At 62.5% G+C, this 13,839-nt stretch carries 13 protein-coding genes and 1 pseudogene; 6 read left to right on the top strand and 8 right to left on the bottom strand.

Annotated features, from left to right (window positions below; genetic code table 11):
- The first annotated feature begins 767 nt into the window (after positions 1–767).
- Complete coding sequence (locus K368_RS0112545) at positions 768–1,268, top strand: SRPBCC family protein (RefSeq protein WP_027172711.1); 501 nt, start codon at positions 768–770, stop codon at positions 1,266–1,268.
- 276 nt (positions 1,269–1,544) lie between these two features.
- Here K368_RS0112545 and K368_RS24590 read toward each other — a convergent pair whose 3' ends face one another.
- Both K368_RS24590 and K368_RS24585 read right to left on the bottom strand, forming a co-directional pair.
- Positions 1,545–4,103 carry a PAS domain-containing sensor histidine kinase gene (locus K368_RS24590; RefSeq protein ID WP_245259681.1) on the bottom strand — a complete coding sequence of 853 codons (2,559 nt, stop codon included), beginning with the start codon at positions 4,101–4,103 and terminating at the stop codon, positions 1,545–1,547.
- 310 nt (positions 4,104–4,413) lie between these two features.
- Entirely contained in the window at positions 4,414–4,617 is a 204-nt protein-coding gene (locus K368_RS24585; RefSeq protein ID WP_036266265.1) for a type II toxin-antitoxin system ParD family antitoxin, read from the bottom strand.
- 27 nt (positions 4,618–4,644) lie between these two features.
- On the opposite strand from K368_RS24585, the gene K368_RS0112530 reads away from it, so the two are divergent.
- Entirely contained in the window at positions 4,645–4,917 is a 273-nt protein-coding gene (locus tag K368_RS0112530; RefSeq protein ID WP_155935111.1) for a hypothetical protein, read from the top strand.
- Between the two features lie 888 nt (positions 4,918–5,805).
- Here K368_RS0112530 and K368_RS26625 read toward each other — a convergent pair.
- The gene (locus K368_RS26625) at positions 5,806–6,099 is read right to left on the bottom strand and encodes a hypothetical protein (RefSeq protein WP_155935109.1); all 294 of its coding nucleotides are present in this window, start codon (positions 6,097–6,099) and stop codon (positions 5,806–5,808) included.
- Positions 6,100–6,363: 264 nt separating this feature from the next.
- On the bottom strand, positions 6,364–6,639 hold the full coding sequence (locus K368_RS0112520) for a hypothetical protein (RefSeq protein WP_027172708.1): 276 nt from the start codon (positions 6,637–6,639) through the stop codon (positions 6,364–6,366).
- Positions 6,640–6,785: 146 nt separating this feature from the next.
- Here K368_RS0112520 and K368_RS24580 point away from each other — a divergent pair, with 146 nt between their 5' ends.
- From K368_RS24580 to K368_RS0112505, 3 genes are all read left to right on the top strand, one after another.
- Positions 6,786–6,980 carry a hypothetical protein gene (locus K368_RS24580; RefSeq protein WP_036266261.1) on the top strand — a complete coding sequence of 65 codons (195 nt, stop codon included), beginning with the start codon at positions 6,786–6,788 and terminating at the stop codon, positions 6,978–6,980.
- An 83-nt stretch (positions 6,981–7,063) separates the two neighbouring features.
- The gene (locus K368_RS0112510; protein ID WP_319802264.1) at positions 7,064–7,525 is read left to right on the top strand and encodes a response regulator; all 462 of its coding nucleotides are present in this window, start codon (positions 7,064–7,066) and stop codon (positions 7,523–7,525) included.
- 213 nt (positions 7,526–7,738) lie between these two features.
- Positions 7,739–7,978 (top strand): hypothetical protein, encoded by a 240-nt coding sequence (locus tag K368_RS0112505; RefSeq protein ID WP_027172706.1) that lies wholly within the window; start codon positions 7,739–7,741, stop codon positions 7,976–7,978.
- A gap of 33 nt (positions 7,979–8,011) precedes the next feature.
- Here K368_RS0112505 and K368_RS26620 read toward each other — a convergent pair whose 3' ends face one another.
- Both K368_RS26620 and K368_RS0112495 read right to left on the bottom strand, forming a co-directional pair.
- Positions 8,012–8,233, bottom strand: a complete 222-nt coding sequence (locus K368_RS26620) for a hypothetical protein (protein ID WP_155935107.1) — start codon at positions 8,231–8,233, stop codon at positions 8,012–8,014.
- 575 nt (positions 8,234–8,808) lie between these two features.
- Positions 8,809–9,998, bottom strand: a pseudogene (locus K368_RS0112495) (IS3 family transposase).
- Positions 9,999–10,706: 708 nt separating this feature from the next.
- Here K368_RS0112495 and K368_RS0112480 point away from each other — a divergent pair.
- Positions 10,707–10,973, top strand: a complete 267-nt coding sequence (locus tag K368_RS0112480) for a hypothetical protein (RefSeq protein ID WP_027172701.1) — start codon at positions 10,707–10,709, stop codon at positions 10,971–10,973.
- A gap of 192 nt (positions 10,974–11,165) precedes the next feature.
- Here K368_RS0112480 and K368_RS25585 read toward each other — a convergent pair whose 3' ends face one another.
- Both K368_RS25585 and K368_RS0112460 read right to left on the bottom strand, forming a co-directional pair.
- Positions 11,166–12,608 (bottom strand): hypothetical protein, encoded by a 1,443-nt coding sequence (locus K368_RS25585; RefSeq protein WP_051439862.1) that lies wholly within the window; start codon positions 12,606–12,608, stop codon positions 11,166–11,168.
- 164 nt (positions 12,609–12,772) lie between these two features.
- Complete coding sequence (locus K368_RS0112460) at positions 12,773–13,693, bottom strand: hypothetical protein (protein WP_027172700.1); 921 nt, start codon at positions 13,691–13,693, stop codon at positions 12,773–12,775.
- Positions 13,694–13,839: the final 146 nt, after the last annotated feature.

Here is a 13,839-nt window from a genome sequence, read left to right as displayed (position 1 = left end):
TCTTCAGCCGTATGCTTCTTTTGTCCCATGATGACATCCTCCACATGGCTCAAAGCCATACCTCAGGGAGGACCACTTTTCAGGAGGCAGGCCAGTCTTTCTCATTTTCCGTCTCCTAGAAGAACCGTATTAGGGATCTTCATAAAAGTAGAAAATCATTCCGTAAGTTACTGAAATAAATAGACAATTTCGCTTTTGAACGTAGCGCGCATAACTACGAGAGCGTCGAGGCAATGCCGTCGCGCCATTACCCTGAGAATGGGCACATGCCGCTCTTTACGGAGAAGGCTTTCGGGAAGTTTCAAAAACTGCTGGGAGGAGGTCGCGCTAGGTCCCCATTCGCTAACTGCCGCTGAATTCAGGCCGCATAGCTGGCCTCAGGAAGGTTCCGCTGACAGGCAGGCCATTATTTTTGGAACAGGGACGTAGCTTGACCATTATGGAAGCAATATTTCGCTCCGTCTCGGGCCACCGTCATGAAGATTTCCCTGGTTCTCTCTCTCACCGTTGCCACCGTGTTTGCTTCGCTCGTCCCCGCTTCCGCCGAGGATCGACAGGTTACGGTTTACTCGGGCACCAGCTCCATCACGATCCCTGCCTCAACCCTTGCAGCCACGCAGTCGTCGCAGCAGGTGGCTACCTCCGAGACAACTCCCGCCCGTAAGATCCGGGTCGTGCTGGCTTCTCCCTACCGTTCCATGAACTAGGCACCGCAGCTTACACGCCGGACGGCTGAGGTTTGTCGCTTCGTGGGGGGTAGACACAAAATGAAGCGAGCAGTTGTCAGGCTGATCGGGTTCCTGGCGGCCCTGACCGCACCGACTGGTCCTGGTTTCGCGTTGGAGGTCTCCCGCAGCGTTGAGATCCAAACTTCACCTGGAGCTGTCTGGGCGCTCGTGGGTGACTTTTGCGCCATTGAGAAATGGCATCCGATGGTCGTGAGCTGCACCCTATCGAACGACGACAGCGAAGGCAGGGCGGTCGCGACCCGGAGTCTCGTAGCAGCCGGCAACCTGGGGACCATTGTCGAGGTCGAGACGAGCCGGGACGAAAAGACGATGACCTACAGCTACGCCTACGTCAGAGGGCCGCTACCCGTGAAGGCCTACAACGCGACGATCGCCGTGCATCCCAATGGCAGTGGGTCGACCGTTGTCTGGACCGCTACCTTCGATGCAGCAGGGATGACCGATGCGGAGGCGAAGGCCGACATTGAGGGCGTCTACGACAAGGGTTTAGCTGGCATTGCGAAGGAAGCGAGCCGGTAGCCTCGCATCCTTCGACACGCTCTGATTTAGAACTCTCATAGCGCCGAAGCGGCAATCTCCTCGATCGTGCGACCGGAGACCACCGATCGCGATTCCTGCTTCAAGATATCTGGATTATTAGGCCCGCAGGCTGCTGCGTCATCCGCCTTGATGAGCAGCCACGAGACATGCCGATCGCGCGGACGGGGTTTCATCCGGCGCAGCCGTCAACGACCAGTCAGCTTGCTTCCCTACAGGGCGAACGAAAAAGAGCCGACGCTTAGCGCTTGGTTCGGATCACCGCCCTGGGATTCGCTTGCGGCGCTTACGGCCCGCGGCTTTACTCAGCAACCGTGAGAGCTGCTCGACGGAGTAGGGCTTTTGCAGAAGCTCGAACCCATGATCGCTTTCCTGGGCGAGCACATGGCTGTAGCCGCTGGTCAGCACGACGGGCAGACCGGGATAGAGCCGCTTGATCTCGCGGCCGAGGTCGACGCCATTCATGCCCGGCATTACGACGTCCGAGAACACGACATCGTAGGCGGTAGGCTTGGCTGCTAGGGCCAACAGGGCTTCAGCGGCATTCGCGACCCAGTGTGTGCCGTAACCAAGTTCCTCCAGCGTCTGGGTCGAGAAGATGCCGACCTCGCGATTGTCCTCAACGACAAGGACACACGTGCCCCGCCCATCGACCGTGGGCTCGCTTGAGGCAGCGTCTTCCAAACTGCTTCCTTCGATCGTGGCGCGTGGCAGGTAGAGGCTGAATGTCGTGCCCTTCCCGACCTCACTCTCGACCAAGACCTCGCCCCCAGACTGTTTGGCAAAGCCGAACACCTGGCTGAGGCCGAGGCCCGTACCCTGCCCGACGCCCTTTGTCGTGAAGAAGGGCTCGAAGATCCGGTCGAGCTGATCGCCAGGGATGCCTGCGCCGGTGTCCGACAGGCTAATCCTGACGAAGTCACCGACCTGCTCGGGATGCGAGCGCAGAACCGGGATGGTTGACGCCCGGTCGACGGCAATCGTGAGCCGGCCCTCACCATCCATGGCGTCGCGGGCATTGACGGCCATGTTGACCAGAGCGGTGTCGAACTGGCTCGGGTCCGCGCTGATACGGCAAGATTCGTTGCCGATACGGAGCGCGACCTCAATGCGGGCACCGGTGAGGGTGGCGACCATATCGCCGATGGCCTGCACGCTCTGGTTCGCATCAAACACCTCCGGACGCAGGGCCTGTCGCCGGGCGAAGGCGAGGAGTTGCCCCGTGAGCTTGGCGGCCCGATCGACGGTATCCGAGATCGCCCCGATGTAGCGCTCGCGCCGCTCCTCGGTGAGGTCGGGGCGCTTGAGCAGGTCGGTCGAGGACTTGATGACGGTCAGGAGGTTGTTGAAATCGTGAGCCACGCCGCCGGTGAGCTGGCCCACGGCCTCCAGCTTCTGCGACTGGCGTAGCGCCTCCTCGGTCTGGAGCAGGCTGGCGGCGCGCTCCTTCTCCTCAGTGACATCGCGCGAGACGCAGTACAGCAGGCCCTCGACGGGCACTGCGGTCCACGACAGAGAACGGTAGCTGCCATCGCGAGCCCGGTAGCGGTTCTCGAAGGCCAGCGTCAGCCCGCCAGCGGCGAGCCTTGCAACCTCTGCTCGCGTTTTTTCTCTATCCTCCGGGTGTTCGAGCCACTCCGAGGTCTTCCCCAGGATCTCGTCGTAGTCCCACCCGAGGATCCGCGGCCAGGCCGGGTTGATGCTGATCCAAACGCCGTTCGCATCGGCGACGCCGAGCATATCCTGGCTCACCTGCCAGATCCGGTCCCGTTCCTGGGTCCGCTCGGCGACCAACTCCCCGAGCGTCTCGTTCAGCTTTCGGAGGCGACGCTCGTCCTGACGCCGCTTCGTGACATCGGACACGGTCAGCACGGCGCCGACAATCTCTTCCCCTCGGAGGATGGGAGCGTTTGAGCAGACCATTTCGAGGAGCGTGCCGTCACGGCGAAAGAACGTTGCCTCCCGCTCGCGAAGAACCTTCCCTTCTCGAATTGCCTCGACGAAGTTGCACTCGGAGGCCGGAAACGGACGCCCATCGGGGTGATGATGGTGAGCGGCCTCGTGCAGGTCCTGCCCGATCAGCATGCCCGCATCCCAACCAAGCATGATGTGCGCCGTGCGGTTGGCAAAGGTTACCACGCCATCGAGGTCGAGCTGAAATACAGCCTCGCTGACGTGGTCCGCGACGGTCTGGAGTAGATCCGTCTGCTGCTGCAACACGTCGGTCGCGCGCCGCTGGTCGGTGCGGTCCCTCAGGATCTTGAGGTAGCCGATATGAGTCTCGTCGTCGGCATGGAGCGGCATCATCTCGCCGAGGGCGAAGAACCGCGATCCATCCTTGCGCTGGTGCCAGCGCTCGTCATTGCCGCGACCACTCTCGCGGGCCGCTGCCATCTCACGTTCGGGAGTGCCGGCTAGTACATCCTCCTCGGTGAAGAAGACGTGGGCGAGCTGGCCGCACATCTCTTTTTCGGACCAGCCGAGGATCGTCTGGGCACCGATGTTCCAGCTCGTGACGAGGCCGTCGAGATCCATCGTGATGATGGCGTAGTCGATGGCGCTGTCGAGGATTTGCCGGTGGCGGGCATCGCTCTCCCGCGACTTGCGCCACGCTTCATCCCGCGCAGCCGCGGAGCGACGCAGCTTCATCTGCGACATGACCTGTCGGGCCAAGGCTTCCAGGCTCTCGGTCTGAGCCAGCGTCAGCCCCTCCGGTCGAGGCTCCACGTCGATGACACAGAGGGTCCCGAGCGCGACGCCCTCGTCTGTCTCGAGCCGGGCGCCGGCGTAGAAGCGGATGCGAGGTCCGCCCGTCACCAAGGTGTTGTCCCGGGTGCGCGGATCGGCGGTCAGGTCGGGAATGATGAGGAGACCGGACTGAAGCAGGGCGTTCGCGCACACCGATTGCGACAGAGGCGTTTCGCAAGCGTCGAAGCCGACGCGGGCCTTGAACCACTGCCGGTCGCCGGCGACGAGACTGACCAGGGCGACCGGCGTCTGGCAGATCCGCGAGGCGAGCAGAACGATGTCGTCGAAGCCCTGCTCGACCTCGGTATCGAGGATGGCGTAATCGTCGAGGATGGCAAGGCGGGTAGCCTCGTCCACCGGGTGCTCGGAGCGCACGGTTTCACGGCCGGTCATGGGTTTGTCCTGAGGCGATCTTCGCCCCGCGCTTGCGTCGGGCCTTGGCTTCGTTGCGCTCGATCAGGAAGCGGAGCGCCGCGCGGACCATCTCACTGGCTGAGGCGTACTCGCCCTGGGCCACCTGATGGTCAACGTACTCAGCGAGAGGTCCGGTCAGGGCGATGTGTCGGGGGGGCCTGGCAGCCATGGGAGGGCCTATCATGACGCGGATAGGGTGTCGCGTTTCGGATATGCCAGCTGGTTCGTGGTGTCGCAATCCAGTGATGGGGCGGGATCTGTTGTGAAGGCGATAGAGACCGCTCTGCCTATCTCTACGCCGGCCCCCGCGCCCTCGCCGTCTGGCCTGCTCCTCGCCCAGGCCGAGACCGACCTCGACGCCCTGGAGCCTGCCAGCGTCGATCTCAATCGGCTCGTGCCACTCGACCGCCGCGCGATCCTCGCCTCCTATGGCCGCCTCACCATCACAGCCGAAAGAATCAACGCATGATGCGCCCGCGAACGACCGTGCTCCTATCGGCAGCCCCGCCACAGCCGGAAGCTCATCCGGCTCAGACTTGGCAGGTAGCCATAGTGCCGATCGCGGAGGCGGTGATTGGGCTCGTTGCAGCAGTCGAGAGCCAGCTAACGGCTGGCCCAGCCGTCAGAGCGTTTCAGGCAGCTATTCGGCGCAAGGGCGAAGAGGCCGCTGAGGCTGTTGGGGCCGAGGCAATGGACGCAACCCTGCGGATTGCTGCCGATGCCGATCCTGACCGTGCTCAGAGGCGCGAAAACATCATCGCCGAGGCATGGACCGGCCTCGCAGGGTGGCGGTCATGATCCCGCCTGTCGTCCTTTCGAAGCTCACTAAGCTCTTGCCGCTTCTCGGCAGCGATCAGGACAACGAGGTTATAGCCACCGCCCGCGCCATAGGCCGGACGCTCGCCGCAGCCGAGCTTGATTGGCACGCTCTTGCTGACGCCATTCAAGCCTGGCCTGTTGAAGCATCCGTAGTAAGTACTCCACACCCCTCCTCGCCGTCGCCAGCTTCCAGCGACCGCGCCCCCTCCGCGCCCTGTAGCAGGCCGGGAATGCGCCTATGGGATACCAAGCGTGTGGAGCCTTGGAGCAGTGCTGCCGGCTACGCCCTCATGATCGATTGGACGATGCCGAAAGCGTTTGGAGGCCGTTTCCTGACTAAAGCTGACCGAGATCGTCTCAGGGCATTCGAGCGGTCAGCCCGTGTCACCAACGCCGATGCGACCTGGATAGAGGAGGTTGTTGGTTTGGCGCACAAATCCGCTGAGACGTGGCGTACCAGAGGAAGGCCGGCGTGATCCCGCACATGAAAACGGCGAGGCTTTCGCCCCGCCGCATGCGTTCAGAGCCGTTTGGAAGCTTAGTTGGGAAGCGGCGTTCCGCGTGCTCCGAAGCGACGAGCCGTCGAAGCGGGCGCATAGCCGTTGTTCGTGTCCAGCTCTCTTAGCTGTACCGATGCCTGGCCGTCGCGATCCACAACGATCGAGCCCGTCGTCAGGTCATCATAGGCGTTAGGAGCAGCCTTAACGGCTTGGGCAGCCCGGGGCTTGGACGACAGGCTCCGGCCTTCGTTCTGCTGGGCAACAGCGAGCGAAGCAAAGGTGCCTAAACTCAGGACAGTGGCGGCAACAGCAGAAACAAAACGAATATTCATAGGGTGATCCAGTCAGCTTTGCGCGGTCCCCGTCAAATGGCGGCTGGCCGTGAATTCTTGTCTGAATCTGATGTAGGATGCGGGTGCCCGCCTCATCGTGCGGTTCGGCACCGGAAGCTGATCACCGGCTGTCGAACCCTTCTCGATCTTGGACGGCCGCAAGTCGGTCGCTGGCTTCTTCGACGAGGATTGATCCACCAGGGACTGCACACGAAAACGGCAGGGCTTCCGCCCCGCCGCTGGTCATCTCAAGGGTGTGAAGGTTTAGCGACCGCCGCCGGACGTCTGCCCGTACTGCTGGACCGGGAAGTTCGGCTGGTTGGCGTTGCCTTCCTGAGCCGAGTCGTGACGCCGGCCATACCCGATCGAGCCGGTGGTGAGGTTGTCGTAGCTGCGTCCCTCGAGGCCGCCGGGCGCCGTCACAGCTGCGATACCAGCTGGGGCATTGTAGCTCTGGGCAAGTGCAGGAGAAGCAACAGCGCTGACGCTCAGAGCGACAGCAGCAACAGCAGCAACAGCAGAAGCAATACAAGTGTTCATGGCACAATCCACTTGGGTTTGCGCGGTCTCCGTCGAATGGCGGTGGGCCGTGACTTGTTCAGTGGCCTTGATCTAGGCCCGCCTCGCCCGGCACGCCGTGCGGTTCGGCACCTACTCAGACACCAACCAACTTTTGGACTTCGAGCATGACCCCACGCGAACAAGCCGCCTACCTCAAAGGAATCCTAGACGCCCGCGAGTTCGCGACGATCGCAGCCGTCACGATCGAGGCCCGCGACGATCACCGGGAGGTCCGCCAGCAGGCCGCATCCGCTGCCCTTCATGGGCTGGCCGAGGGATTGAAGCAGCTAGTCCCGCAGAAGCCCGCCACCGGAGCGTGACGCAGCGAGCGCCCCGCTCCCCTTGGTCGCACTCGTGCAGCGGATTGGATGCTTTAGCTTCTGGTGATTGACGAGGCGGCTGGTTGAAAATCGCTGATCTGAACTTTTGGTCCTGCGCCGGCTTGATGGGCATGGTGAACCCATCGGATGCCCCATATGCCCTGGTCGCAGATGACGATTTCCTCATCCGAATGGACGCAGAAACGATCTTAGAGGACGCCGGCTTCCACGCTTTGTCCGCCGAGAACGGCGTCGAGGCGATCAAGCTGCTCGATCAATACGCGGGATCTATCATCCTCCTGTTTACCGATGTCGAGATGCCTGGTGGGCCGGACGGCTTTGAACTGGCGCAAACGACCGCACGGCGGTGGCCTGACATCTCAATAGTGGTCGCGTCAGGCGGGGTGAAGCCTGGGGTGGGCGATCTTCCGGAGGGCGCTGTCTTCCTCGACAAGCCGTTCAGCGCTCAGATGGTGCATGACCATCTCGACATGATCCTTCCAGACGGTCGAAAGCCGGAGCCGCTGAAGGCCCGCAGAAAATAGGAACGACCTATCCAGCCGTTGACTAGGCGACCACTAGGCTCGCACATACGGTATTTCGGATTCAACTCTAAATTTGATGCGACTCTGAGTATCTACGTTAGTTAGTGATTTTGATAGTGTGGCGCTTTAGGGTCTCGCTATCGCGGCCCTGCCCTGGCCCTCCGCGCTTGAGAGACAGACATGTGCTCCCGCCTTCGACGCGTGGAGAGCCCTGTGCCTCGCTACTATTTCGACATCAACGACGGTCGTAACGAGCGCGACGAAGTGGGCGTCCTCTGCGTCAGCCTGCAGGCCGCCGTGTTCGAGGCCAAGAAGTTGCTCCCCGCAGTCGCCGCCGACGAAGTGCCCAAGGATGGCGAACGCCAGGCGATCACGGTCCTGGTGACGGACGAGGATGGAAAAGCCGTTTATCTGGCGGCCCTCGCCTACACGGGGACATGGCTGATCCGGTAGCGCTCGCTCGGGGGAACGACCGGGATACGAGGACTAATCGGAATTCGGTGATTGCGGAGCGCGGCGTTGTAATTTAGCATCAGCGTAGCGAAACAGTTCTCTGCGCTGCTCATCTCGTTGAATGAGTTCCTGCCCCACCTGCCACAGGAGAGCACGCGTCATGGCAAGCATTGCGGGCGTGCCAGCGTCGGCCACCGCTTCGTGAGCCTTGAGGCAAGCCTCGGCCATTGCATTGAAACGCTCGTCGTCTTCCATTCCTGCCCGGCCCCCTCTCCAAAACCAGATGGATACTCGCAGAATAGCTTAGGTAATCAATGCGGATGAAACGCAGGTGTTCATTTCTGGTTGCAGTTTGACGGGTCTCCACAGGAAGCGATAATCCGGTCGCGCGCAATGGAGTTATCTATGTGTAAGCGGGATGCCGCTGAGTACGAGTCGGACGAATCGGAATTGCTATTGAGCCGGATCGCTGCGGCGCTCGATTGCCCGGTCGAGGCGTTCTCAGATCCGTCATCGCTTGATCGAAACCAGACTGTCGAGCTTCTGCGGCTTTGGGCCATGCTTAAGGACGAACAGGACCGATCGAAGGTGTTGAGCTTCCTCCGCGGCGTCGCTCCCAGAACCAGTCTTCCAGGCGGCCCCTGATCTTTTGACAGGTTCGAGAAGGGCCTGATCGTGCTTCCAGTTCGACCGCTGCGCCCGCAACCGATCCAGCACGCCCCGACATTCCCGGCGGAACGCCACCTGCTCATTGGTGAAGCGCCAGTGCCGATAGGCCCCGGCAAGCGCATCATTTTGGCCTGCCCCCATTCGGTGGCCCAGGATCGAAGTTAGTGCATCGTGGGTCTCGTGACGATGGTGGGGTGAGCGAGCGGCGCTGATCCGGTCGGTTCCGTTGGCCAGATGACGACCTCCGGTGCGGGCGGCTGGTAGCCGAGCGACGAGTGCGGGCGGATGCTGTTGTAGTGCCTGCGCCATTGCTCGATCACGACGCTGGCCTCCTTGAGGGTGTAGAACATCTCGCCGTTGAGGAGTTCATCCCGCAGCTTGGCGTTGAAGCTCTCGCAGTACCCGTTCTCCCACGGACTGCCCGGCTCGATGTAGGCGGTCTGCGAGCCAACCGCCGCGATCCAGTCCTGAACGGCCTTGGCGATGAACTCCGGACCATTGTCGGAGCGGATATGACTGGGCACTCCACGTAGGCTGAACAGGTCCGAGAGTACGTCGATCACGTCGAGGGCCTTCAGCTTGCGGGATACACGGATCGACAGGCACTCGCGCGTGAACTCGTCGATCACGTTCAGCATTCGGTACTTCCTGCCGTTGTGCGTGCGGTGCTCGACGAAGTCGTAGGACCAGACATGGTCGGGACGCTCGGGCCGTAAGCGAAGGCAGGAGCCGTCGTTGAGCCAAAGGCGTGCCCGTTTCGGCTGGCGAGCGGGAACCTTGAGCCCTTCGAGCCGCCAGATGCGTTCAACGCGCTTTACGTTCACCGTCCAGCCGTCGCGCCGGAGCAGGGCCGTGATCCGGCGATAGCCGTAGCGCCCGTACTGCAGAGCCAAAGCGACGATGGCGGACGTCAGAGCGGCCTCGTCCTCGATCACCACGGCGGATTTGCGCTGGGTCGAACGATGCTGACCCAGAACACGGCAGGCGAAGCGTTCCGACACGCCGTGCTCGGCAATGACGTAGTCGACACAAGCCCGGCGGCGAGCCGGGCTCAGAAGTTTTGCTGGCGCTGCCCTTCGGGTCCCGCAGCCGCCTCCTTCAGGATGAGCTTCACCAATGTCAGGTCAGAGATAGCCCGGCGAAGGCGCTGATTCTCGGTCTCCAGGGACTTCAGCCGCTTCACCTGATCGCCCTTCAGGCCACCGTACTCGGACCGCCAGCGGTAATACGTAACCTCGGTTACCTCGATGGAGCGTATTGCTTCAGCAACCTTGCGACCCTGCGAGACCAAGACATCGACTTGGCGCAAGTTTGCAACAATCTCTTCAGCCGTATGCTTCTTTTGTCCCATGATGACATCCTCCACATGGCTCAAAGCCATACCTCAGGGAGGACCACTTTTCAGGAGGCAGGCCAGAGGGGGTGAGATAAACTGCGTCGCCAGCCTCGATCAGATCTGCCCGGGCTGGCAACCGTAGGGTGGCACAGAGCGCGGGAATCGCTCTTTGATGCGCTCGCAACCCCAAGTCCGTAGCGACTCTGGCAGGCGGCGGTTCACCTCGATGCCAACCTCGTCGTAGGGCGTTGGGCCAGCGGTGACGTAGCGGTGCCAGCGCCAGCCGAGCGTACAGACCCCTACAAGCAGGATCGCGAAGGCCACTGTGACGGCCAGCCCTAACCGCGACTGCGTACGCCGCACTCCATCTCCCATGCCAGTCAACTCCCTTAATGCTTCCGCGAGCCCCATACGACGCACAGGATCGCGGAGCCAACACGCAGCGGTATTCAACAGGTGCCTATGGCACTGCCCTGTGCCTTGTTGGGGACGCTCCTCTTCCTCACGCCATCTGCCCTTCCGCCCGCTCCTCACCCACATCGCTACCTTTGCCTTAGGCGACTTCTTCGTGTGAGGTCTTGGCCTCCGCTACAGGCGAGTTAATCCACGCCATTGCGTGCGCGCCGGCACGTCAAGAATTAGGTCGACACCCTATCTTAGTTTCAGACAGCAACAAACAGACCTGATCCCAGGACTGTAGCGCAAAGGAGCTAAGTCATCCACATGAAGACCCGTATCGCCGTCCTCGCCACCGCTCTTGTTCTTGGCGTTGCTCCGATCTCGTCCGCGATGGCTTTCGAGCGTCCTTCCCGCTACACCTCGTTCAACTCGTATGAGGTCGATGCTACTGGCTCGCTTGGTGCCCGCGACAGCGCCTTCTCGCGTAACCCGGCCAACTGCCCGATGAGCTCGGCCGCCGAGGGCAATGCCAACCAGCAGAACTTCCCCGTTCAGCAGTACGGCCAGACCTCCGGCGGGAACCGCTGCTAGTCGGTCGATAGGGCTTCGATCATGCAGATGAAGGGTTTCAGTTACGCGATGATCGGCGCGTTCGCCTTCGGCTTTCTCGCAACGGTCGTTGGCTCCGCTAGGGCCATGATGGGCCTCTGACGACCGAAAGACTCAGCTGATCGAGCGGCGGGGCGGAAGCCTCGCCGTTTTTCATGCGTGGTCCCTGGTTGATCAATCCTCGTCGAAGAAGCCGGAGTCGGATTTGCGGCCGTCCACGATTGAGAAGCCTTCGCTGGATGGTCGGTCGGCGGCCCATCCAAGGAAGAGATCGACACCTTCACATTGAACAGGACCGGCCAAGCGCGTCGCATTTGCTGTCGGCAGCCCTATGGCGGTGGCGAAGGCCCTGAAGTCCCCAAGGCCGGCATCGCCTGGATCGAATGAATGGACCATCATTACCGCGACGCGGGCGCGGTAGCGTTTCGCCTCGTAGATGGCTGAGGCGGTTCGGTGGAGCAGTTGATAGCGAAGGGGGTTGGTCGCCTCCGTGCTAAGGCCTAGCGTCATGGAGAGTCGATTCAACCTAGCGATCTTACCCTTCGATCCACCTACAAGCCATTCTGAGACCCGTGGGCCGAACGCCTCGTCGACCTTCCCTTCTACAGCCATGACGGCTAGCTCTCCCGGCAACCCGAGAACGGCCAGCACATCGGCTTGCGACGGCTTTAGGCCATCCCCGAGTTCGATCCACCGTTCCAGAAAAGCGTCGACGAGCTCTGCGCCGGCCAGCCGTGGGTACTGGTTGAGGACGTACTGGATCGGAAGGCGCCTCGCCGCCGCGGCGGTTGCCCAGGCGTTCAGGGGTGAGAAGGACGAGGCAGGGCCTCCGCCGCGGACGATGAGCGTGGCGGACAAGCCGTGCTCGGCGTGGAGAGCCTCGGCCTCGGCTATGGCTGTCAGTAAGGAGCGTTCTGCGCTCGGCCCCTCGAAGCTGGCCTTGAGCCGGTGAATCAGGAGCAGCCCTGACGCCTCGAGCGGCTTCAGCACATGATCGACGTCGCGCAAGGCATCACCGTGCTCCGAAGCAATGACTGCGACGTGTTGGAGCTCCTCGGGCTCTCGCCACGTCGCAGGCCCGAACCGCACGCCATCGGCTCGAAGCCATCGCAACACCTCCTCGCGTTGGATCTCGAGCTCGATGGGGAATTTGCTGATCGCGCAAAGACCGATGACTTTGGCCTGGATCGTCGCCCCACGACCGAAGCGTTGCTTCAGAGAGGTTCGTAGGCGCACTTCGACCTTGCGGTTGGTCAGGAGGAGAGGATCGAAGGGCCGTCCGAGCTCGGCCTCGATGACAGCTCGCTGATCCTCGCTGAGGTGAGCTTCCAGCCGGGGCGGTTCACTTCGGCTTGCCGGCTCGGCCTCGCCGAGGAGCAGGACGAAGCCATCCCGTGTGGTCGCCTCGACGCTGAGGATGCTGGCATGAACGATGTGGTCGCCTCTTACCTGCTGGCGCAACGAGGCCAGGAGGTGCTGAAGCGGGATGGCGGTGGCGGTAATCGCGACGGGACGGTCCCTCGCGAGAGGCTGGCTGCCGCCGTCCTCGATAAACGGGCAAGTCGGCAAGGCAGCCGGGAGCGCGGCGCTCCAGCCGGGAATTTTGTGCTGACGCATTGTAAGTTCCAAAGTGAGGGATGATCGAAGGTGGCGAGGAAAAGCGGTGCGGCGCCGTTCCCGGCGCTGCCCGCAGCGCGGATGCGCGCAATCGGCGCATGAGCGGGCGACACAGGTCCGATCATGGGATCCGGCTGCCGACAGCGGCAGCCGGGGGAAATCTTTCAGTCGTAGAGGGCCCCCGATCGGGCCGTGGCGGCGGTGACCGCGATCCGTTCCAGTTCACAGGCGATCGCGTCCAGGCGCTTGCGGCCGGCAGCCCTGACCTCCTCCCTGAGGATGTCCGTCAGGGCCGCCTCCATCGCTTCGGTCGTCTCAAAGGAGCGCCAGGCCAACCGATCGAGAAGGTTGGGGTAGGCTCGCCGCAGCGTCAGGATCGGCACCGGAAAACGGCATAACCGTTGAACGAGGTCCGGGTCCGACAGAGCCCGGAAGGCGAAGCCCGGGCCGCGATCGACGATCAGTGCGTCGGCGGTACCCCACTCGACCTGATCCGCCGCGGCCTCGATGGTCTGGTGGAGTACCTCGAGCGATCCCGGTTCTTCAAAGGCGATCGGCCAGCGGATCAGAGTGATCAGACCAAGATCCGCCCATCGAGACAGGGACTCGCTGATCGCCCGTATGGCGGCGCCAGCGTCGGGCTCGATCAGGAGCACGCGGCGCAGCCGTTGCGGCCTCGGCAGGGCGCGCTGGGCCTGCCAGACCCCTTCCGCGATGAGCGCCGCCTCAAGGGCGGCATCCTGCCGGTTCCAAGCCTCCACCAGGATCCCGCGATCGAGGCCGATGATGCGCGCGGTCAGCCCGAGCAGGGCATCCATGCTGACCGTCAACATCACCTCGTGCTGCCCGAGGAGATCTTCGGCGTGAAAAAGCATGCCGGAGGCGTCTTCAATCTGACGAGCGAAGCCGTCGGACATAAAGGCGCTCAGCCGTCCCGCCCGCGATCGATCGAGGGGGTTCAGCTCGAACTGCCAGCCATCCCGGTGGCGGCGGGGCCGGCTGACCTCGGCGCGCACCGTAATACCGGTGGGCTCCGCAAGGCGTGCGACGGCGTTCGCGCCCTGGGGCACGGTGTATGATGTCATGATGTTGGGTTCTCAGGTTGAGGGACGGATCGAAGGAGCCGCGCCGACGTCCCGCGAGCTCTCTCCGAGAGCCGCGTTCCGTTGTTCCCGTTCTCCCGGGGGGGTCGACGAAGTATTTTCGCCCAGCTCTTGTCCTTGTGTTTCCC

Origin of the sequence: Methylobacterium sp. 10 (genome assembly GCF_000519085.1) — a bacterium.
Classification (GTDB): Bacteria; Pseudomonadota; Alphaproteobacteria; order Rhizobiales; family Beijerinckiaceae; genus Methylobacterium.
The sequence above is the reverse complement of the archived record's forward strand: the minus strand, read 5'-3'. Positions and strand labels throughout refer to the sequence as shown.